The sequence below is a fragment of the Nonomuraea recticatena genome (genome assembly GCF_039533245.1).
Taxonomy (GTDB): domain Bacteria; phylum Actinomycetota; class Actinomycetes; order Streptosporangiales; family Streptosporangiaceae; genus Nonomuraea; species Nonomuraea roseola.
This window is the reverse complement of sequence record NZ_BAAATE010000058.1, coordinates 1-19,649: the sequence shown is the minus strand read 5'-3', so window position 1 is coordinate 19,649 and position 19,649 is coordinate 1. Positions and strand designations below refer to the sequence as shown.

Below are 19,649 nucleotides of genomic sequence, written 5' to 3'. Positions count from 1 at the left end.
GGAGGAGACCATGACCATGCTGAGCCCGGTGCCGATCGCCTCGACGATCCCGCTGTCGTGGCTGCACGAGATCTTCTACGCGGCCGCCGAGGAGGAACGGGGCGCCGGCGGGCAGGTGGCCAAGCTCCACGTGGGCGAGCCGTACTTCAACCCGCCGCCGGAGGTCGCCGACGCGCTCGTGGCCGCCGTAGGGCGCGGCGAGACGCGCTACACCCCGGTGGACGGCCTCCTGGAGCTGCGCGAGCTGATCGTCGCCAAGCTCAGGACCGCCAACGGCATCGACGCCTCCGTGTCGCGCGTGTTCGTTACCCCGGGATCGTGCCAGGGCCTGGCGTCGCTGCTGAAGGCCATCGCCGAGCCGGGCGCGGAGATCCTGCTGCCGGAGCTGCACTGGCCGGTCCACCTGCAGCAGGCCCTGCTGGCCGGGCTGCGGCCGGTGTTCTACCCCCTCGGCCCCGACTACCGGCCCGACCCCGAGGCCGTCCTGGCTGCCGCCGGGCCGGCGACCCGCGTGCTGCTGCTGAACTCCCCGGCCAACCCCTCCGGAGTGGTCATGGACGCCTCCGCCGTGGGCCAGTTGCTGCACGCGGCCAGGTCCCGCTGCTGGCGGGTCGTCAGCGACGAGGCGTACGAGCATTTCGTCTTCGACGGCGAGCACGTCTCCCCGGCGTCGCTGGAACGCGGGCTGCCGGAGTCCGAGCGCATCGTCCACAGCACGTTCAGCTTCTCCAAGAGCATGGCCATGACCGGCTACCGGCTCGGCTACGTGGTGACGGCCGACGAGCGGACCGCGAGCACGCTGCGCGTGGTCCAAGAGGCGAACATCATCGGCCCGTCCACCCCGGTCCAGCACGCCGGGATCGCCGCCATGCGGTGCCTCCAGGCCGCGGAGACGCACGGCGAGCTGGTCCGGGCCAACAGGGACGCGGTCCTGCCCGCCCTGGTGGCCGCGGGCCTGCTGCCCGAGCTGCCGTCGGGCGGCTGGTACGCCACGCTGGACATCGCCCGCTCCGGGCTGGACGCCGAGACGTTCGCGGCGCGGCTGCTGCGCGAGCGGCGCGTGGCCGTCGTGCCCGGCACCGGGTTCGCGCTCCAGCCCGGCCTGGACGGCACCGGGGCCGTCCGCTCGATCGAGCCCGCCCCGTGGTCGCACCGGCTCGTGCGGATCGCCTTCTGCGTCGGTCCCGAGGTGCTGCGCGAGGGCGTGCAGCGGCTGCTGGACTTCGTGGCCGAGTGCGACGCCTCACACGTGTGAGGGCTCCAGCAGGTAGCCGAGGCCCCACACCGTCCTGATGGCCAGGCCGACCGTGCCCACCCGGCGGCGCAGCCGCATGATGTGCAGATCCAGCGCGTTCCTGGTCGGGCGCTGCCCGCACTCGGCCAGGCGCCCGATCAGCTCCTCGCGGTAGACGACCTCGCAGAACCGCTCCACGAACAGCGCCATGAGCTCGGTGTGCGTGCTGGAGACGGTGACCGACCGCGCGTCGAACAGCAGCGTGCCGGTCGCGTCGAGCACCGGGTTGCGCCGGTCGTGGACGCGCTGCCGGAGCGCCGCGACGCGGGCCTCCAGGTCCGGACGGGAGATCGGCGCGCGGACCCAGTCCTCCCGCGGGTCGCTGCACACCGGGGGCCGCGCGCCGCCCTCCACGACCAGCAGACACGGGATCCCCTCGCTTCGGCAGTGATTGCGCAGCTCCGCCTGGGCCGGCCAACGGACGAACCGCACCTCGGCCGAGTTCTTGGACACTTCGCCTCCCGGATCATCAGCATTCGTCTCGGAGAAAGGGGCGCGCCTCATGAGCCTTGACCGCGAATACTCGCCCAGCACGTGCGTCGCCGACCTGCGGGTCCACCTGGAGGAGTACGCGCGGCGCAGCCGGGCCGCGCGCGCCGCCGGCTACCGGCGCCTCCGCTACGGTGCCCGGCCCGAGCAGATCGCCGACCATTTCCCCTGTGACTCCCCGGACGCGCCCCTCATGGTCTACGTGCACGGCGGCTACTGGCAGGAGTTGGGCAGGGCGGACTCCGCGTTCGCCGCGGCCGACTTCCAGCGCGAGGGCATGGCCTTCGCCGCGCTCGGCTACGGGCTGGCCCCCCGTTACCCGCTGGACGAGATCGTCGCCATGGTGCGGGAGGGCGTGCGGTGGCTGGCCTCGCGCGCCCGGGGGCCGGTCCACCTCAGCGGCAGCTCGGCGGGCGCCCACCTGGTGGCCATGGCCCTGCTCGACGGGCCTCCCGTCGCCGGCGCGGCGTTGCTCAGCGGCGTCTACGAGCTGGGCGAGCTGCGCCACACGTACGTCAACGCGGCGCTGGGGCTGGACGCGGCGGCCGCGGCGCGCAACAGCCCCGTGCGGCGGCTGCCGGAGCGGCTGCCGCCGCTGGTCGTCGCCGTGGGCGACAACGAGACGGCGGCGTTCACCCGGCAGCACCACGACTTCGTCACCGCCGCCCGCCCGCGGACGCCGGAGCTGGTCTCCTTCGTCGCCCGCGGGCGCAACCACTTCGACCTGCCGCTGGACCTCGGCCGCCGCGGCACGCCGCTCGGGGACGCCGTGCTCGCGCTGATGCGGCGCTGACGTTCATGCGGTGAGCAGCGGCAGGCGTTCGACCCCGCTCATGTCCGGCGCGGGCACGAACGACGGCGGGTCATCGGGGTCGGTGCGCAGCACCGGATGGCGCTCCAGCAGCACCTCGAGCGCGATCCTGGCCTCGATCCTGGCCAGCGGCGCGCCCAGGCAGAAGTGCACGCCGCGGCCGAAGCCCAGGTGAGGGTTGGGGTCGCGGGAGGGGTCGAAGGTGTCAGGCTCGGGGAACTGCCGCCCGTCGCGGTTGGCCGCGGCCACCCACACCATGATCATCTTGTCGGCGGGGATGGTGTGACCGGCCACCTCCGCCTCGGTCGTCGTCGAGCGCGCGGCGGCGGTGAACGGGCTGAAGTAGCGCAGCGTCTCCTCCAGCGCCGCGGGCAGTCTGGACCGGTCGGCGAGTACGGCCGCGAACCACTCCGGGTGCGCGTCCAGGCAGAGCACGGTGTTACCGAGCAGCATCGTCGTCGTGATGTGCCCAGCCATCAGCAGGATGTTGGCGAAGTTGACGATCTGGTTGTCGTTCAGCCGCTCGCCGTCCACCTCCGCGAGCACCAGCTCCGACAGCAGGTCCTCGCGCGGCCGCCGCCTGCGCTCGACGGCGTGCTCGCGCAGGTAGCCGGTCATCGCCGCGGTGATCTCCAGGTGGGTCTCCAGCCCCGCGGGCTCCTCGGCCATCGAGAACTGGTGCGTGCTCTCGAACAGCCGGTCCACCCAGCCCTTGAACAGGTCACGGTCGCTCGCGGGGACGCCGAGCAGCTCGGCGATGACGATCACGGGCAGCGGGTAGGCGAGGTCGCCCACGAGCTCCAGCCGGCCCCGTTCCGCGGCCTCGTCGAGCAGCTCGGTGGTGAGCCCGCTGATGCGGGGTTCGAGCCCGGCGACGATCTTCGGGGAGAAGGCGTGGCTGACGAGGTTGCGGAGCTTGCGGTGCTCCGGCGGGTCCATCTGGAACAGCACGCCGTCGTTGAGCGAGGGGTCGATGTCGGCCGCCACGAGCCGCGTCGTGTCGGAGGAGAAGGTCTTCGGGTCGCCGAGGACGGCCACCGCCTCCGGATAGCCGTAGACGTTCCAGAGCCCGAGCGCGGGGTCGTACGCGACCGGCTGCTCCGGCTTCTCGCCGCGCAGCCAGAAGTGCTGCGGATTGACGTTCCATCGGTCCGTGAGAACGGTCATGACGCTTCTCCTTCAGGCGACCAGCAGCGGGAACGAGCGCAGGGCCGTGACGTACGGGTTGGTGAGGAACGCCGGCGGCTCGTCCGGGTCGCTGCGCACGCTCTTGTAGCGGTCGAGCAGGATGTCCATCACCACGCGGCTCTCCAGGCGCGCGAGGCCCGCGCCGACGCAGAAGTGGATGCCGCGCCCGAAGGTTAGGTGCGGGTTGGGGTCGCGGTGGAGGTCGTACACGTCCGGCCGGTCGAACTGGCGGGGGTCGCGGTTCGCCGCGCCCACCCAGACCTGGATGATCTGGTCGGCGGGGATGGTGCAGCCGCCGAGCTCGGTCTCGCGCAGCGTGGCGCGACCGAGCACCGGCGCGGGGGTGACGAAGCGCAGGGCCTCCTCGATCGCGCCGGGGATCTTCGAGCGGTCGGCGCGCACCTCGGCGAACTGCTCGGGGTGGGCGTCCAGGCACAGCACGGAGTTGCCCAGCAGCATCGTGGTGGTCAGGTGCCCGTTCACCAGCAGCGAGTTGGCGAAGATGGCGACCTCGTTGTTGCTCATCCGCCGGCCGTCCACCTCGGCGTGGACGAGGCTGCTGAGCAGGTCCTCCCGGGGTGTGCGGCGCCGGTCCTCGGCGTGCTCGCAGATGTAGTCCACGAGCCGGCCCATCTGCTCCATGGCGTGCTGCATGCTGTTTTCCTGCAGCTCGTTGGGCTCGGAGAAGGAGTACTCGTGCGTCTGCGCCATCATCTCGTCCACCCAGCGCTTGAACAGGTGGCGGTCGTCGGCGGGGATGCCCAGCAGCTCGCAGATGACGATGACCGGCAGCGGGTAGGCCAGGTCGTTGATCAGCTCGATGCGTCCTGACCCGCCGGTCGCGTCGAGCAGCTCGTTCGTGATCTCCCGGACGCGGGGCTCCAGGTTGGCCACCACGCGCGGGGTGAAGGCGTGCGTGACCAGCTTGCGGAGCTTGCCGTGCTGTGGCGGGTCCATCTCCACGAGGTTGCCCTCGGTGTACTGGACCTCCATCGGCGCCAGCCGCTCGGTGTTGGAGGAGAAGGTGTCGATCTCGGTGAAGGCGCGCAGGGCCTCGGGGTAGCCGAAGACCCGCCAGACGCCGATGGCCTCGTCGAAGTCGACCCAGGCCGCGGGCTGCTCGCCGCGGAGCCAGAACTGGCGTTCGTCGGTGTCCCACTGTGCGGATGTCGTGGTCATGCCGGTCCTTGTCGTCGAAGGTGGACGGGGGGTCAGGCCTCCTGGGCCCGGGAGGTTTCGAGGGGCGGGGCGGCGGCCGGCCGTGAGGAGCCGAACCGCCGCATGAGCGGCCGTTCCACGGTCCGGTACAGGACCCAGGCGGCCACCAGGCAGAGCGCGATGACGATGACGTTCGTGCCGGCGTCGCCGAGCGCCGCCCGGACCCGGCCCTGCGTGAGCTGGTTGAAGACCAGGTTCACCAGCGGGTGGATGAGGTAGAGCGCGAAGGAGATCTCGCCGAGGAACACCATGACCCGGGTGGCCCACAGCGAGCGCGCGTGCCGGACGTCCATGGAGGCGCCGCCCAGCACCACCAGGGCCACCGGCACGACGGTCACGGCCGCGAACATGAACGCCGCGGGCAGCCCCGTGACCGTCGCGACGAACAGGAACAGCAACGTGGCGGCGCCGGTCAGCGCCACGCCCAGCCGCGGGGTGAAGCCGTGGATCACCATCCGGGCCAGCACCATGCCGAGCACGAACTCCGGGAGCCGGGCGGGCGGGAAGAAGTAGGCGAACCAGTACTGGCTTTGCAGCAGCCCGGGCATGAGCTCGGGGCCGGAGAAGGTCAGCGACACCAGCGGGATCAGCCAGGCCAGCGCCACCAGCCCCACGGCAGCGAGGACCAGCCGCCGCGCCGGGATGCGCAGCACCAGCGGCAGCAGCGCGGGGAACAGCAGGTAGAAGAGCATCTCGCTGCTCAGCGACCAGCTCACCGGGTTGACGCTGAACATGTAGTCGAACGAGGGCACCCACGAGTGCAGCAGCGTCAGGTTGGCGGCGGCGGGCAGGGGCGGCGTCGGCCCCGGCGGCAGCACTCCCGGCACCAGCGAGACGCCGGTGACGGTCAGGATGACCAGCATCAGCGCCCAGCTCACCGTGTGGTTGGGAAAGATCTTCCAGAACCTGCGCCGCCAGAACGACCCGGACGTGTCGCCCGGCCGGGAGGACCAGGTGAGGACGAAGCCGCTCAGCACGAAGAAGAACGACACCGCCACCCGCGCCGGCGGGACGAACACCGCGATGATGTTGAGGTGTTCGAGCAGGACGCAGAACGCGGCGACGAAACGCAAGCCGGTCAGCGACGGTAAACGGCTGGAGACGGTCGTGGAGGTCATGCGATTCTCCCTCTCGCTTGCGGGACTTGTCCATGGGGGACTCGTCGGAGGGTGTCCCGGCGACAGGACATCCGTTCTCGGCCGCCGGAAACGCGGCGATTCGGGTGCGCGAGCACGCTCGAAACGAATGAAACGCGTCGCGGTCCCACGGCCCGACGCGGCGATTCATTGTTTCCACGCCGCGCTTCCGCTCGTCAACGCGCCCGGGGTGTTGAGCGGCGCGCGCCGCCTCTTTACGCTGGCAGAGACGGCGGCGATATGCCGGTTGAGAGTTCGCGCCCGCTCGTCCCGCGTTTTCCGGGGCTGGAAGCAGCACACTCTCAACATAAAGCTTCAATGATAGGGTCGAAGTCGTGAATGCTGAACGGCGCGTGAACATCGCATCGGTGCCGGAATGGATCCGGGTGGTCGGCGCTCGGGAGCACAACCTGGACACCGTGGACGTGGAGATCCCCAAACGAACACTGACGGTCGTCACCGGAGTATCCGGATCAGGAAAGTCGTCGCTGGTTTTCGATACCGTGGCGGTCGAGGCGCAACGGCAATGGAATGAGACGCTGCCGGCATTTGTCCGTAATTTCCTGCCCAGCTCCGCCCGCCCGGATTTCGATCTGATCGAGCATTTGCCGGCCACCGTGGCGGTGGATCAGCGGCCGCTTTCCGGCGGGCCGCGCTCCACGGTCGGCACCATCACCGACATCGCGCCGCTGCTGCGGCTGCTGTTCTCCCGCGCGGGCGAGCCGTTCGTCGGCTACGCCGACGCGTTCTCCTTCAACATGCCGGCCGGCATGTGCCCCGAGTGCGAGGGCCTGGGCGAGGTCGTCGGCATCGACATGGACGCCTTCCTCGACCCGGCGAAGTCGCTCAACGAGGGCGCCCTGCGCGCGCCGGTCTTCGAGGTCGGCTCGCGTGACTGGTACCTCCTGACCGCCTCCGGCCGTTTCGACCCGGAGAAGCCGGTCGCGGACTTCACGCCGGCCGAGCGCGAGGAGCTGCTGCACGGCACGGAAGGCACGGTGCCGATCGAGGTGGGCGGGCAGCGGGTCAACATGGCCTACGAGGGCGCGGTGGTGAAGTTTCGCCGCCGCTTCGTGCAGGCGGACCGCGAGCTCGGCGCCCGCACCAAGCAGATGGTCGCCCGCTTCGTCACCTCGGTGCCCTGCCCGGTCTGCGGCGGCACCCGGCTGTCGGCGCTCGCCCTGGACTGCAAGATCGACGGCCGCAACATCGCCGACTACGCCGCGATGGAGGTCGAGGAGCTGGTGGGCGTCCTGCGCGCGCTCGACCTGCCGCAGGCCAAGCCGGTGATCGAGGCGCTGATCTCGCGGGTGGGCCATCTGGTGAAGATCGGCCTCGGCTACCTCAGCCTGGAGCGCCGCACCGCCACCCTGTCGGGCGGCGAGTCGCAGCGGGTGAAGATCGTCCGTCACCTGTCCGGCAGCCTCAACGACATGCTGTACGTCTTCGACGAGCCCAGCATGGGCCTGCACCCGCGCGACGTGCACCGGCTGACGCACCTGCTGCACGCGCTGCGCGACCAGGGCAACACGGTCCTGGTGGTGGAGCACGACCGCGACGTGATCGCCGCCGCCGACTACGTGATCGACATCGGCCCCGGCGCGGGCGCGGCGGGCGGCAAGGTCGTCTTCGCCGGCCAGGTCACGGAGCTGGCCGGCTCCGGCACGCTCACCGGCAGGTGCATGACCGGCGCCACCCGGCTGAAGGAGCGCGTACGCACCCCGGCGGGCATGCTTACGGTGGCGCACGCCCGGATGCACAACCTGCGCGACCTCACCGTCGAGATCCCCGAGCGGGCGCTCACCGTGCTCTGCGGTGTGGCGGGCGCGGGCAAGTCCAGCCTGATCAACGGCGCCTTCCGCGCCCAGCATCCGGAGGCGGTGATCGTCGACCAGTCGATGCCGCACGCCAACCGGCGCTCCACCGTCAGCACCCACACCGGCATCGCCGACGCGATCCGCGCCGAGTTCGCCAAGGCGCACCGCGTGAGCCCCGCGCTATTCAGCGCCAACTCCTCCGGCGCCTGCCCGACCTGCAACGGCCTCGGCGTGGTGTTCACCGACCTCGCCTCGCTGGAGGGCGTGACGCTCACGTGCCAGACTTGCAACGGCAAACGGTTCATCGACGAGGTGCTCGGCTACAAGCTGCGCGGCCTCGATATCAGCGACGTGCTGGAGCTGACCGTGGCCGAGGGCCGCGAGTTCTTCGCCGCCAACCGCAAGATCGTGCCCGTGCTGACCGCGGTCGGCGACGTCGGGCTCGACTACCTGCGGCTCGGCCAGCCGCTCACCAGCCTGTCCGGCGGTGAGTGCCAGCGCATCAAGCTCGCCGGCCACCTGAGCAACCGCAGCGCCACCTACGTCCTCGACGAGCCCACCAGCGGGCTGCACCTGGCCGACGTGGAGCGGCTGCTCGGCACGCTGGACCGGCTGGTCGACTCCTACGCCGCCACCGTGGTGGTGATCGAGCACAACCTCGACGTGGTCGCGCACGCCGACTGGCTGATCGAGCTCGGCCCCGAGGGCGGCAGCCGCGGCGGCCGGCTGCTCTACCAGGGCCCGCCCGCCGGGCTGCTCGACGTCGCCGGCTCGCCGACCGCGCTCCACCTGCGCCGGGCTCTGGAAGGGAGCACGCCATGACCACCACACCCGACACCGTCCGGCGCCGCCTCGCGGACACGGTCGGCGAGGCGGCCGACGCGATCGCCGCCGTGCTGGCCGCGCACCCCATGCGCGGCTCCGGCCCCTACCCGGTCGGCGAGGTGCTGCCCGTCCTGGTCGAGCGGCAGCGGGCCCTGCTGGAGCTGGTGGACGGCTGGCGGGGGCCGCTGGCGGTGACCGCCGACGGGCGGCCGGATCCGCTGGTGGACGAGCTCGCGCTGTTCATGAGCTACCTGCAGCTGTCGTGCGTGCTCTACCGGGGGCTCACCGACATCCCCGTGCCGATGCGGGCCAACGCCGCCCGGCACTTCTCGACTATCCACCTGGCGGCCCGCCGGCTGCGTGACCGCGCCCGCAGGGCCGCCCGCGCCTGACCCGGCGCCGCGCGTTCAGGAGGCGCGCCGGGTGGTGACGCCGTCGCGCAGCGCCTTCTTGTCTATCTTGCCCATGGGAGTGCGCGGCAGCTCCGCCACCGGCACGATCCGATCCGGGATCTTGTACGTGGCCAGGCCGCGCTCGCGCAGGTGCGCCTTCACCGCGGGCGGGCGGACGTCGTCGCCCAGCACGAGGAAGGCGTAGGTGCGCTCGCCGAGCGCATTGTCCGTCACGCCGAGCACGGCCGCGTCCCGCACCGCCGGGTGCGTGAGCAGGCAGCGCTCCACCTCGTCAGGAGAGATCTTCTCGCCCGCGCGGTTGATCACGTCCTTGACCCTGCCCACGACCACGAGGTTGCCGTCGAGCCGCCGCCGGACCAGGTCGCCGGTGCGGAAGTACCCGCCGGGGGCGAACGAGCGCGCGTTGTGCTCCGGCGCTCGGTAGTAGCCGCGGATCGTGTACGGGCCGCGTACCAGCAGCTCGCCGGCCTCCCCGTCGGGCACCGGCTCCCCGGACGGGGCCACGACCAGGATCTCGTCGGCCTCCGCGAGCGGCTGGCCCTCGGTGTTGTCGATCACTTCCTCGGGATCGTCCAGCCGGGTGTGGGTGAGCAAGCCCTCGCTGAGGCCGAACCACCGGGTCAGCCCGCACCCCAGGGCCTTGCGAGCCCGCCGCGCCAGCGCGGGATCCAGCGGGGCGCTGCCGACCTGCAGCGTGAGCCGGGACAGGTCGTGCCCGTGCGGCCCGGCGTCCGCCCACAGCCGCAGCACCGCGGGCACGATCGTGGTCACGGTGACACCCTCCCGCTCGACCAGTGGGAAGACCTCGTCGGACCGCACGCTGGAGGTGAGGACGGCCTTGCCGCCGAGCAGCAGGCTGCCCAGCACCCCCGGGCAGCCGAGAGCCGCGTTGTGCGCCGCCGGGTTGACCGCCAGGTACACCAGGTCGGAGCCGGCCCGCATCGCCGCGGCCGTCGCCCGCATGCAGTAGCCGTAGTCGTCGTGCGTGCGCGGGATCAGCTTGGGCAGCCCGGTCGTCCCGCCGGACAGCAGGAACAGCGCCGGATCGCCCGGGTCGGCCTCGGGCAGCTCCCGCTCGCCCCCCTCCAGCGTGTCGAGGGCGATGAACTCCTGCGCCTCGCCGCTGACCAGCACGTGCCCGGGCGAGGGGAGCTCCCGGGCGAGCCCGCGGTAGTCAAAGCCGCCGAACTCGTCCTTGATCGCATACGCCACCGCGCCCGCATGGGCGTGCACGCTCGTGATCTCGGCCCGGCGGTGCCCGGGCAGCGCCAGGACGGGGATGGCGCCGGCGCGCAGCAGCGCGAAGAGCAGCACGACGAACTCCGGGACGTTCGGCAGCTGCACCACGACCCGGTCCAGCGGCTTGACGCCCAGCTCCAGCAGGCCGTACGCCATCCGGTTCGCCGCCCGCGACAGCTCGGCGTAGGTCATCCTGCGCTCGCCGCAGACGACGGCCACGCGGTCGGCGTGCCGCGCGCAGGACTCGTGGAGCAGGTCGCCGAGCGGACGCCCGAGCCAGTACCCGGTTCGGCGGTACTCCTCGGCGAGGTGCTCCGGCCACGAGACGAAGCCGTCGAGCATGATCGCTTCCCTTCAGGCAGGGGGCAGCTTCTCTTGCTCACATGCTCACAGCGCCGCCCTGGCGGGGGCCGAGGTCTTGCCGACATCTTTCGCCCGGTTGTTCCCACGGGCGTTCACGTGCTGGCGCAGCTGCCGGGCGTGGTCGGCCCAATGCTTGTCTGCCTCGGCCTCATCTGCGGCCTCGATCGCGGCCATGAAAGCGGCCATCGGAACCTTGGAGTCCACGACGACGTGCTTGTCGCCGAACAGGTGGATCACCGGAGGGACCTGATCATCGCCTGGCGCGGGGAGAAGCCAAAGTGGGGACATCGACGGGTGCACTGGCGGGGCGTCGTACTCTCTGCGCGGGCGACCCAGCAACGATATCCCTCCCCGATCAACGGGATTCGGCAAACGGCCTAAATAGACGACGCAACCAGGAGCGGCCGGATACCCCCCGCTGGGTGATCCTCTTCCGCTCCAGCAGGGTGGTCACCCCCATGCCGTCGAGCCCCTCGGCCAGGGCTCGAAGTGGCGCCGCTACCATGACACCCACTGCGGGTGCGGCCTGAACTGGGTCACCGAGCACGCCGAACCGGCCGAATTCACCGTGGTGCGCTCCGGCACCGGCTGGGTTGCCCTGATCGGCCCGGGCCTGACCGAGGACGTCGACGAATCCGCACTGACCACCGATGCTCTCTGGAAGGCCGTCACCGGCAAGCCCGGCACGGGCTGGGTCGAGTCGGTGAAGATCGCCGACCGGAGCCAGGCCGCACCCAAAGATCGCAAAAGGACCGATGCCGACCCTGCGGCGCGTCGGGAACGTCCAGCCACAGCTGCGCCACAGCTGCGCCAGAGCCAGCCACCGACAAGCAACTGAAGTACCTCACCACCCTGGTCGGAAGGGTAGGACGCGAGCGATTCGATGCCGCGTTCAACATCGTGGTCCAAGGAACCGAGATCGCGCCGCGCGGAACTGACGAGAAGGCCGGTCAGGCACTGCGGCGTTTGACCAAAGCAGCAGCGCGCAAACTGATCACCGCCCTGGTCGGGCCCTAACCCCTCCCTGAGGAACGACCCCGCGGCCACAAAAGGTAGCGACGGTTACTCAGCGTTACTTTGCGGCTGGTGACGCGGACCCGAACGGGGGCCGTCTTCGCCGCCTTGGCCGAGTTCATCCGCGAGCTCATCGTGCCCGGCACCCACGAGGGCCTGGCCGCCGCGCGTGCCCGCGGCCGCACCGGCGGCCGCCCCATCGTGGTCCCCGAAGCCCTCAAAGCCGCGCGCGACCTGCTGCCCGACCCCGAACGCTCGGTCACCTCCATCGCCAAGCTGCTCGGCGTCTCGGTCGGCACCCTCTGCAACCACATCCCCGACCTGCAGGAGCTTCGCGCAGGCCAGCGGCCAGCCTTCATTCGCAGAGATTGACCTCGAAGAAGGCCACTCGCTGCGGCAGGCGGTAAGGGCGCCAATGGCTAAGCCGAGCACGGCAGCTGCGGCAGGAAACCATGATCATCGCTACCGCCAATTTCTACACTCAGACTCCTCAGGGGCCGAACCGAAGAATCGAATTCCTAGGGCTGCCTGACAAGTTTCGGCACGTAGGTCACGATGGGATGTACCTCAACTAAGGAGCCTCATGACTGTTAAGTCTCGTAGATCAGGGCGGGTCCCTCCTGCTCGCATGTTCGCTTTCGAGCTCAAGGGCCTGTATGAGGGGAAGACGGATTCGATACCTCTAGGTGCCCTTGCCGCGCGGCTCGGCATCACGACTGACAAGCTTGCTGACTACTTCGAGGGCAAGGACCAGCCCAGTCCGGTAGAACTTGCGCTGCTTCTGCTCTCGATCGACCCAGCAACCGAGGCTTCTGACGTCGTGGTGTGGCAGACCGCCTTGGACTTTCTACGGGCCCTCGTGTCCCGCCAGCCTCTAGACAAGAAGCCTGCGCAAATACTCGCCCGTCTCGTTCGCGTCCTTATCGATGATGCGGAGCTGTCTGGTGCCTTGAAATTGGATCTCGGTGAGCTTCCTACCCGAAGTTCGATGGAGCGGAAACTGCGTAAGGCGAGTCTCTCAGCTCGGCAGATCACGCCCTGGGTTCTGGCCCTCGAGTTGGCGCGGAACCACGACTTGGAGGACGCGGGGAGGAGGAGAGTTCGGTTCAGCGAGCGACCGCTCACGCTCCGCAGCCGGGCGTCCATGAGAGCGGCAGATCTTTCCGATCTCGAGCCTTACGTGCTCGAGATGCCGCCTGAGAATTACGTCTTTGACGATTTACTGCAGAAGATGCTCGACTACGACCATGAGGCACGGAAGATCTACGCGCAGCAGGATTCGGATAGCAGATACTCCCCTTTGACGGTCTATCTCAGCGACGAGCGCTCGCAGCCCGCGGTGGAAGCAGCGGTGGAGGAATGGCTGGAGGCTCAAGGCAGAGAGATCAAGCTTCGGAGCAAGCCGGTGCTTGGGTCCTTCTGGCGCATGTTCCTCACGCGGGCGAAGGAGGAGGTCGAAGACCACCTTGACGAAGGGGTGGCTTTGGCCGGCCGCGCGGCCGGGCTGTACGGGTTCGACACCCGCCAAGCCGAAGTGAACCAGATGGAGGCCGACGCGTTCGCGAAGGTGATGGAAGCACTGGCGGGCACCGAGTCGGCGATCATCCATCATGGGACGATGCTCGTTGTGAAGCACGCGGGTGTTGTGGTGCGGCGTGAGCTGAGCCAGCTCGAAGTGGAAGCACTTCGTCGTAATCCGATCTTGACCACTCAGCCCGACAGGATCCTCAGCGAGTTGCAGGATGCGGTAGACGGCATGGCCATCACGCGGGCAGGCTTCCAGCCTGACATGGGTATCGAGGGTGAGCCGCCTCAAGCGCATTGGATCGCTAACACTGATTGAGGTGAACCCGCAGCCTGGCATGCCCGCCGAGCGGAAGCCTTACATACTGGACCGGAACTTCTCTCGGGCGATCTTCTCCAGCGACGTCTTGTCCGCCCACCCGTTCTCCCAGTAGGCGTGGCACGCGAGCCGAGGCATGGCGCGTCGTCGGGACCGCCGGCAACCCGGCGTTCGCGAACGGGTGGACGCATCACAGCGCTGAGCAGCAGGTGCGGTTCCGGCGTATCCGCCTGCCCGGCGGAGCCGTGTTCGTCGGCCTCGGCGGCTGGGCCGTGCGCCCCGGGTAGATGGCGGATTCGATCGATCCCGCACAAGGGCAACGAACGCGGACGTTCGTCGTACCGAAGGTCTACTCTCCCCTCTCATGACCGTCCAGAGATCCCCCCGACTCGAAGCCCTTCTCGGTGGAAGCCTCATCGACCGCGACGTGCTCGAGTACGCCCACCTCCAGCTCCTCATCGATGGGCAGGTGCCCGAGGCCGAAGATCTCGACTACAAGCGCGACCTGTACGGCAACACCGACAAGGACAAGCGCTCCCTGTCCACCGATGTCGCCGCGCTGGCCAGCACCCGCGGCGGCCTGCTCATCCTTGGCATCGACGAAGACGAGCAAGGCCGCGCAAAGGACTTCTGCGACGTCGCCCTGTCCGACGCCGAGTTCACCCGCATGCTGCAAATCATCGCCTCAGGCACCGCACCCTTGCCCACCTTCGAGATCATCCCGGTGGAGAATCCAGCCAAGCCCGGCTTCGGCTGCTACGTCATCTCCGTCGCAGCAGGACCGCGTCAGCCGTACGCCGTGCCGGTCAGCGACGGTTACCGCTACCCGCGCCGCATCGGTACGACCATCGGATATCTCACCGAACCGGAGATCGAAACGGCCTACCACCGCCGAGATGTTGCCCGCCGCGATCAGCGCGCTCGCGCCGACGAGATCGAACAAGACGTCAGCTACCACATCACCCACGACTATCCGTGGGTCCTTATCTCGCTCGTACCAGATCATCCGGGCGAAGCTCCGGTCAACGCCACCACCTTCTCTCATGTGCGCAACAGCTACATGGGCGCGAGCCCCTGGCTCGTGAGCCGCATGTCGAATTGGCAGCGCGTCACGCTGGGTCAGCGTCGGTTCGTCGTTGATGACCAGTGGGGTCAAGTTGTCGGGGCACGGGCTGCAACCGCTCTCCTGTACGACGACGGAGCGGGCGTATTTGCGGCCTGTCCCAGGTTCGGCGGCGACGAGTCGTCGACGTACGACCTCCACGATGAGCTCCTGGTGGAGAGCATCCTGGCAGGTGTACTGCTGCTTGCCGAGCACGCCAGGGAACGTGCCAACGTGGCCGGCCACGTCTCTCTGAGGGCTACTCTCACGCCAGCCGATTCTGCTGTCCAGTCTCGGCTGTTGCACCCAAGAGGGTTCAGAGATGCTCTGGGGCATCCCGCATCGGTGACATCCTTCCGGCCCGCGACTGCGGCAGCGCTGGTCGATCATCTGGTCGCCGGTCCTGAGTTGGTGAGCACCGCGGCACTCTTGTCGACGGAGTTCTTCCAAGGGTTCGGCCTGGCCGAGACCCTACAAATTTCGCAGGCTGGCGAGGTGCGGTTGCCGTACTGGTCCAACCGCGGCCCTCAGGAAGAAATCAGATGGTGGGCCGAAAAGCACGGGATCAACGTCACAGACGCGGCGCTGAGGTAGGCCGCCCGCCGATCGGATAAAGATCTTTAATCAAAGCGCCGCCCGCGCCCCGCACCGGTGCGCACCCAGCGGCCGCCAGCCCCAGTGCGGATCCTGCATCCGCACTCGTTCTGGTCGCCACCCGGAGCGGTCGGCCGCACCAGCCGAGGCACGCGCATGGGGTGCAGCTCACGCAGCGGCGGCCAGGCCCGCTGGCGCAGCGGATGACCGGTTCGAAGGGGAGCCGCCGATCCCTCGCCAACTTCCTCTTGGAACCGCGTCATAGAACGCGAGTTCGGGCGTCTTTCGGTGGATGGGCCCGGTGCTGATAAAAGCGCCGGGTCCTCTTCGTCCCGACTCGCCGAGGAGGCCCGAACAGGTGAGCAACAAAACGTGCTCAGTAGAGGAATGTGGGCGCCCGCTCGTGGCGAGGACGCTGTGTGGGATGCACTACCAGCGTTGGCGAAAGGCGGGCGGCCAGACAAGCCAGCCGCAACGCGAACGCTCATGCAGGATCGATGGTTGCGAGACGCCTGCGTACAAGACCGGCCTCTGCAACGTCCACTATCTGCGGATCAAGAGGCACGGTGATCCGGATGCCATGAAGCTCCGGCGAGGCCGCATCCCCTGCGCGGTGGACGGCTGCAGGAAGCCACGCAAGACCATGGAATGGTGTGGCAAGCACTACGAACGCTGGAAAAAGCACGGCGATCCGCTGGTGACCATGCTGCCGCGCGGCGACGAGATCCCGGTGTGCAAGTTCGATCGCTGCGAGAATCGAAGCAAGAGCCTGGGCTGGTGCGTCAAGCACTACACGAGATACAAGAAGTATGGCGATCCTGCCATCACCAAGTACCAGCGCGTACAGGGCCCCTGCTCGGTTGACGGCTGCGATGAGCCCACGCTGGCACGGGATATGTGTATCGCCCACTACGCCAGGAATAGGAAGTTCGGGGACCCTCACGCTCTCACACGCGTGCTGGCGCTGCGCGAGGTCCTGGGCGAGATCAGGGAAGCCGTCGGCGAGTGCGTGATATGGACAGGGCCGCTGAACGATCGAGGCTACGGCCTCGGGCCCCGCAACCGACTTGCTCACAGGGCCATATTCGAGCTCGAAGTTGGCCCCATCCCGGAAGGTCTCACTTTGGATCACCTATGCAGGGTTCGAGCCTGCGTCAACCCTGCACACCTAGAGCCAGTTACCAGGTCGGTGAACACGCGCCGTATGCAGCTCGCGCACTGGGAGATCAAGGCCAGGGGTGAGATGACCCCCGAGCAATGGGTCGGGTTCTGGAAGGACGTCGAGGTTCACGAAGTCGCGGCGTAGCAACGCTAAGAGCGATGACATGCCGTCACGGCTGACTGCAGAAAGGACGGAGCTCGGGCAGATACCCTGACCTGAGAAGCAAGCCGCTGGTCGTGGGCCGGGCGCGAACTCCGAACGGAGGGGCGTCGGATGCCTGCGACATGCTGGCAGTCAATTCACGGGCTCATGGTGCGCGCCACCAAGGTGGATGCATGCGGCATTCCGGTTGTAGGGCCTTGTTCGGTCGTCACGACTGAAGGGCTCATTACGGCCTCGTACTCCCCAGAAGTATCCGAAGGCGACGAAATTGAGCTAAAAAACGCAGCGGGCAAGATCTGTATTGCCTCGAAGGACTGCCCCCAGCTGAAGTGGATCAACTTCGAGATCACCCTATGTGGTGTCGACAGTGATCTCTTCACGCTGCTGTCCGGGTACGAGACGGTGCTGGACTGGCAGGGCACGTCCGTCGGTAACCGCATCGGCGAGGACATCCTGTGCGCCGGCGGTGTCGGACTGGAGATCTGGTCGGAGGTGCCGGGGGAGACGTGCGGCGTCACCGGCCTGCCCAGCTACGGCTACTTCCTGATCCCGTGGCTGAAGGACATGATCCTCGGCGACTTCACGATCGAGAACGGCGAGACGACGTTCACGCTCGCCGGCCGGTCGGAGAAGGGTTCCGGCTGGGGTGTGGGGCCTCACGACGTGGACCCGACCGACGCGTCCAACCCGGCCGTCCCCGGCCCGCTGATCACCCCCATCGGGCCGAAAGATCATCTCGACATTCACCTCACCACGGTGCCGCCTCCCGTCGCGCAGTGCGGCTGCCAGCCGCTGGCCGCGTAGTAGGCGCCCCGAGACCGGGCTCCACCCTCACCGCCCGCGGGTGGAGCCCTCCCCATCGACGGTCCGCCACGAAGGGACCCACGTGCTCGTTGACGGGCTACCCGCGCCAGCCTCGACGCCGGCGGCGATCGAATCGCAACGGGGGAGGGATCGCGCGCATGCCTGACCCGATCCAGCCGCAGGACGTGCCCGACGACCTGGTCGACGCCGTCCACGCGGTCGCCATGGCGCTGCGCCTCCCTGTGCACCAGGACGCCGTGCGGGTGCTGTCGGCTGCGGTACTCAACAGCGAACGACAGCTGCTGCTGCACGAGCTGCCGGACGGAGACTCGGCCGACGGCGACCTTGACGGCGACGGCCAGGCGGTGACGACGTCCGCGCTCGGCAGCATTCGCCAGGTGCGCTGCGACGAGTGCGGCGCCGACACGATGCTCGCCGCCACCGTGCACGGCCTGAACGCCGGCGGCGCCCACGTGATCGGAGGAATCGCCGTGTGCCACGAGTGCGGCTGGTCGCCCTACAGCGCGATGAGGCTGCCGTGAGCCTCGACGATCACGCGCCCTGCTGGCCGGACCCCGAGCCCAGCCCCGGCTGCTGCGACGGCTGGGCCGAAGCCGACCCAGGGTTGAAGGCCCGGCTCGGGAAGATCGCCGCGCAGATCCTGTCGCCGCTCGCGGGCGGCCAGTACGGGGTGTGCGAGCTGACCGTCCGCCCGTGCGGGAAGACATGCGACGGCGGCGGGCCGCTCGACGTCGGCATGGGGCCGCCGTTCTATCCGATGCTCACCGGCAGCGGCTGGGTCAACTGCCGGGTCTGCTCGGGCGCCTGCTCCTGCTGCCACGTGTGCAAGGTCGACCTGGAGGGGCCAGCCCAGGAGATCGTCCGCGTCATCGTCGACGGCGTGCAGCTGCCGGCCTCGTCGTACCGGATCGACAACCACCGCGAGCTCGTCCGCGTCGACGGCGGATGCTGGCCGGAGTGCGCGGACCTGACGGCGCCGCTCGACGACGTCGACGGGCACGCCTTCGCCGTCACCTACACGCGCGGCCTGCCGCTGGACGAGGCGGCGATGCACGCCTACTCCACCTACGCGTGTGAGCTGCTGAACGCCTGCAACGGCGACGACTGCTGCCGCCTGCCCGAGCGGGTGACCACCGTCACGCGGCAGGGCGTGACAGTGGGCTTCGTCGACCCGATGACGTTTCTGGAGGAGGGCCGGACCGGGATCATCGAAGTCGACCAGTGGCTCGCCGCCGTCAACCCGTACCGGCTGCGGCAGCGTTCCCGCGTCCTGTCGCCGGACCGGCCGCGCCTGCGGAGGACGTCGTGGCCGTGACCATCGACCGGACTGCCTACGGCCTGGCGGAGGAGCTGCTCGCCTGCTTCTGCGCCGCGCTCGAGGAGACGACCGCGGGCGCGCCCTGCCGCTGCAGCCTCCTGCCGGGCGCGCAGGTCGCCGCTGACTTGTGTTGCGACTGCGGCAACGGCAACGGCCAGGCGTGGGTTCGGGTGGACAGCATGTGGCCGACGACCGCCAGATGGCCGCAACGGCTGGGCGAGCCGGAGAAGTGCCCGATCAACCTGTGGGCGGTGCAGCTGGAGCTCGGCGCGTTCCGGTGCGCGGCCAAGGTCGACAACCGCGGCCGGCCGCCGTCCGCGGCCAGGCTGACCCGCGACGCCGAGATCGTCTTGGACGACGCGGCCGCGATGCGCCGCGCGATCAGCTGCTGCTTCCGGACGGCCGACGAGCCGAAGCGGCGGCTGGTCGTCGGCGAGTGGCGCCCGCTCGGACCTGACGGGGGATGCGTGGGCGGCTTCATGCAGGTCACGGTGAAGGCCGACGACTGCTGCCCCGAGCCCGGCCCGTAAGCCTCCAGGGGGCCAGGCGGGCGCCCCGCAGCCTCTTTGCGGGGTGCCCGGATGCCGCATGCTGGCCGTCGGTGGTCGGCCGTGACCCTTCGTGGCGTGGAGCTCCCAGGTGCCAGACGGGGGGCGGCGTGGCCACAGTAGGCCTGCCGGTAAGGCTCCTCCCACTCGCCGCCATCTGTGGCTGACATCCAGGTCACGGCCCTCAGTGTGGCCTCCGGGGAGGATCGGACCGGATTTTGGCGCTAGAGAGACGATCTTGAGATTGGCTGGTGCTCCTTGTGTGGTCGGCGGGACGCTCGATTCTTT

The 19,649-nt window shown here is 69.2% G+C and carries 19 protein-coding genes; 13 read left to right on the top strand and 6 right to left on the bottom strand.

The features are described from left to right. Nucleotides 1-10: 10 nt before the first annotated feature. Nucleotides 11-1,255 carry a pyridoxal phosphate-dependent aminotransferase gene (locus ABFX50_RS48290; RefSeq protein ID WP_346157489.1) on the top strand — a complete coding sequence of 415 codons (1,245 nt, stop codon included), beginning with the start codon at nucleotides 11-13 and terminating at the stop codon, nucleotides 1,253-1,255. On the opposite strand, the gene ABFX50_RS48285 is transcribed toward ABFX50_RS48290, so the two are convergent. Further along, a complete protein-coding gene (locus ABFX50_RS48285; protein ID WP_326640757.1) occupies nucleotides 1,244-1,747 on the bottom strand; it encodes a helix-turn-helix domain-containing protein in 504 nt (167 codons plus the stop codon). The genes ABFX50_RS48290 and ABFX50_RS48285 overlap by 12 nt on opposite strands. Nucleotides 1,748-1,796: 49 nt before the next feature. Between ABFX50_RS48285 and ABFX50_RS48280 the strand changes: the two genes are divergently transcribed. Beyond that, entirely contained in the window at nucleotides 1,797-2,576 is a 780-nt protein-coding gene (locus tag ABFX50_RS48280; protein ID WP_346157484.1) for an alpha/beta hydrolase, read from the top strand. Between the two features lie 3 nt (nucleotides 2,577-2,579). On the opposite strand, the gene ABFX50_RS48275 is transcribed toward ABFX50_RS48280, so the two are convergent. From ABFX50_RS48275 to ABFX50_RS48265, 3 genes are read right to left on the bottom strand one after another with little or no spacing between them, the layout of a single operon-like run. Continuing rightward, the gene (locus ABFX50_RS48275) at nucleotides 2,580-3,761 is read right to left on the bottom strand and encodes a cytochrome P450 (RefSeq protein ID WP_346157482.1); all 1,182 of its coding nucleotides are present in this window, start codon (nucleotides 3,759-3,761) and stop codon (nucleotides 2,580-2,582) included. Nucleotides 3,762-3,773: 12 nt separating this feature from the next. Then, complete coding sequence (locus tag ABFX50_RS48270) at nucleotides 3,774-4,961, bottom strand: cytochrome P450 (protein WP_346157479.1); 1,188 nt, start codon at nucleotides 4,959-4,961, stop codon at nucleotides 3,774-3,776. A 32-nt stretch (nucleotides 4,962-4,993) separates the two neighbouring features. Next, nucleotides 4,994-6,118, bottom strand: a complete 1,125-nt coding sequence (locus ABFX50_RS48265; RefSeq protein ID WP_346157477.1) for an acyltransferase family protein — start codon at nucleotides 6,116-6,118, stop codon at nucleotides 4,994-4,996. 386 nt (nucleotides 6,119-6,504) lie between these two features. Between ABFX50_RS48265 and ABFX50_RS48260 the strand changes: the two genes are divergently transcribed. Both ABFX50_RS48260 and ABFX50_RS48255 read left to right on the top strand, forming a co-directional pair. Continuing rightward, nucleotides 6,505-8,775 (top strand): ATP-binding cassette domain-containing protein, encoded by a 2,271-nt coding sequence (locus ABFX50_RS48260; protein ID WP_346157472.1) that lies wholly within the window; start codon nucleotides 6,505-6,507, stop codon nucleotides 8,773-8,775. Next, nucleotides 8,772-9,170 (top strand): hypothetical protein, encoded by a 399-nt coding sequence (locus ABFX50_RS48255; RefSeq protein WP_346157468.1) that lies wholly within the window; start codon nucleotides 8,772-8,774, stop codon nucleotides 9,168-9,170. Before ABFX50_RS48260 ends, ABFX50_RS48255 begins: the two co-directional genes overlap by 4 nt. 15 nt (nucleotides 9,171-9,185) lie before the next feature. Here ABFX50_RS48255 and ABFX50_RS48250 read toward each other — a convergent pair whose 3' ends face one another. Next, complete coding sequence (locus ABFX50_RS48250; protein WP_346157467.1) at nucleotides 9,186-10,772, bottom strand: (2,3-dihydroxybenzoyl)adenylate synthase; 1,587 nt, start codon at nucleotides 10,770-10,772, stop codon at nucleotides 9,186-9,188. Between the two features lie 45 nt (nucleotides 10,773-10,817). Continuing rightward, on the bottom strand, nucleotides 10,818-11,030 hold the full coding sequence (rmuC, locus tag ABFX50_RS48245) for a DNA recombination protein RmuC (RefSeq protein ID WP_346157464.1): 213 nt from the start codon (nucleotides 11,028-11,030) through the stop codon (nucleotides 10,818-10,820). Between the two features lie 334 nt (nucleotides 11,031-11,364). On the opposite strand from rmuC, the gene ABFX50_RS48240 reads away from it, so the two are divergent. The 9 genes from ABFX50_RS48240 (at nucleotide 11,365) to ABFX50_RS48200 (ending at nucleotide 19,343) form a co-directional block, all read left to right on the top strand. Then, nucleotides 11,365-11,631, top strand: coding sequence for a hypothetical protein (locus ABFX50_RS48240; RefSeq protein ID WP_346157463.1), 267 nt, complete (start codon nucleotides 11,365-11,367; stop codon nucleotides 11,629-11,631). 248 nt (nucleotides 11,632-11,879) lie between these two features. After that, nucleotides 11,880-12,179 (top strand): hypothetical protein, encoded by a 300-nt coding sequence (locus tag ABFX50_RS48235; RefSeq protein ID WP_346157461.1) that lies wholly within the window; start codon nucleotides 11,880-11,882, stop codon nucleotides 12,177-12,179. A gap of 256 nt (nucleotides 12,180-12,435) precedes the next feature. Next, nucleotides 12,436-13,650, top strand: coding sequence for a hypothetical protein (locus tag ABFX50_RS48230; RefSeq protein WP_346157460.1), 1,215 nt, complete (start codon nucleotides 12,436-12,438; stop codon nucleotides 13,648-13,650). 364 nt (nucleotides 13,651-14,014) lie between these two features. Then, nucleotides 14,015-15,346: an AlbA family DNA-binding domain-containing protein gene (locus ABFX50_RS48225; protein ID WP_346157458.1), complete on the top strand. Its 1,332-nt coding sequence runs from the start codon at nucleotides 14,015-14,017 to the stop codon at nucleotides 15,344-15,346. A 424-nt stretch (nucleotides 15,347-15,770) separates the two neighbouring features. After that, nucleotides 15,771-16,652 (top strand): HNH endonuclease signature motif containing protein, encoded by an 882-nt coding sequence (locus tag ABFX50_RS48220; RefSeq protein WP_346157455.1) that lies wholly within the window; start codon nucleotides 15,771-15,773, stop codon nucleotides 16,650-16,652. A 165-nt stretch (nucleotides 16,653-16,817) separates the two neighbouring features. Beyond that, the gene (locus tag ABFX50_RS48215; protein WP_346157453.1) at nucleotides 16,818-17,474 is read left to right on the top strand and encodes a hypothetical protein; all 657 of its coding nucleotides are present in this window, start codon (nucleotides 16,818-16,820) and stop codon (nucleotides 17,472-17,474) included. A 158-nt stretch (nucleotides 17,475-17,632) separates the two neighbouring features. After that, nucleotides 17,633-18,016, top strand: coding sequence for a hypothetical protein (locus tag ABFX50_RS48210; RefSeq protein WP_346157450.1), 384 nt, complete (start codon nucleotides 17,633-17,635; stop codon nucleotides 18,014-18,016). Then, nucleotides 18,013-18,810, top strand: coding sequence for a hypothetical protein (locus tag ABFX50_RS48205; RefSeq protein WP_346157447.1), 798 nt, complete (start codon nucleotides 18,013-18,015; stop codon nucleotides 18,808-18,810). Before ABFX50_RS48210 ends, ABFX50_RS48205 begins: the two co-directional genes overlap by 4 nt. After that, entirely contained in the window at nucleotides 18,801-19,343 is a 543-nt protein-coding gene (locus ABFX50_RS48200; protein WP_346157445.1) for a hypothetical protein, read from the top strand. The genes ABFX50_RS48205 and ABFX50_RS48200 overlap by 10 nt, the downstream gene beginning before the upstream one ends. The last annotated feature ends 306 nt before the right edge of the window (nucleotides 19,344-19,649 follow it).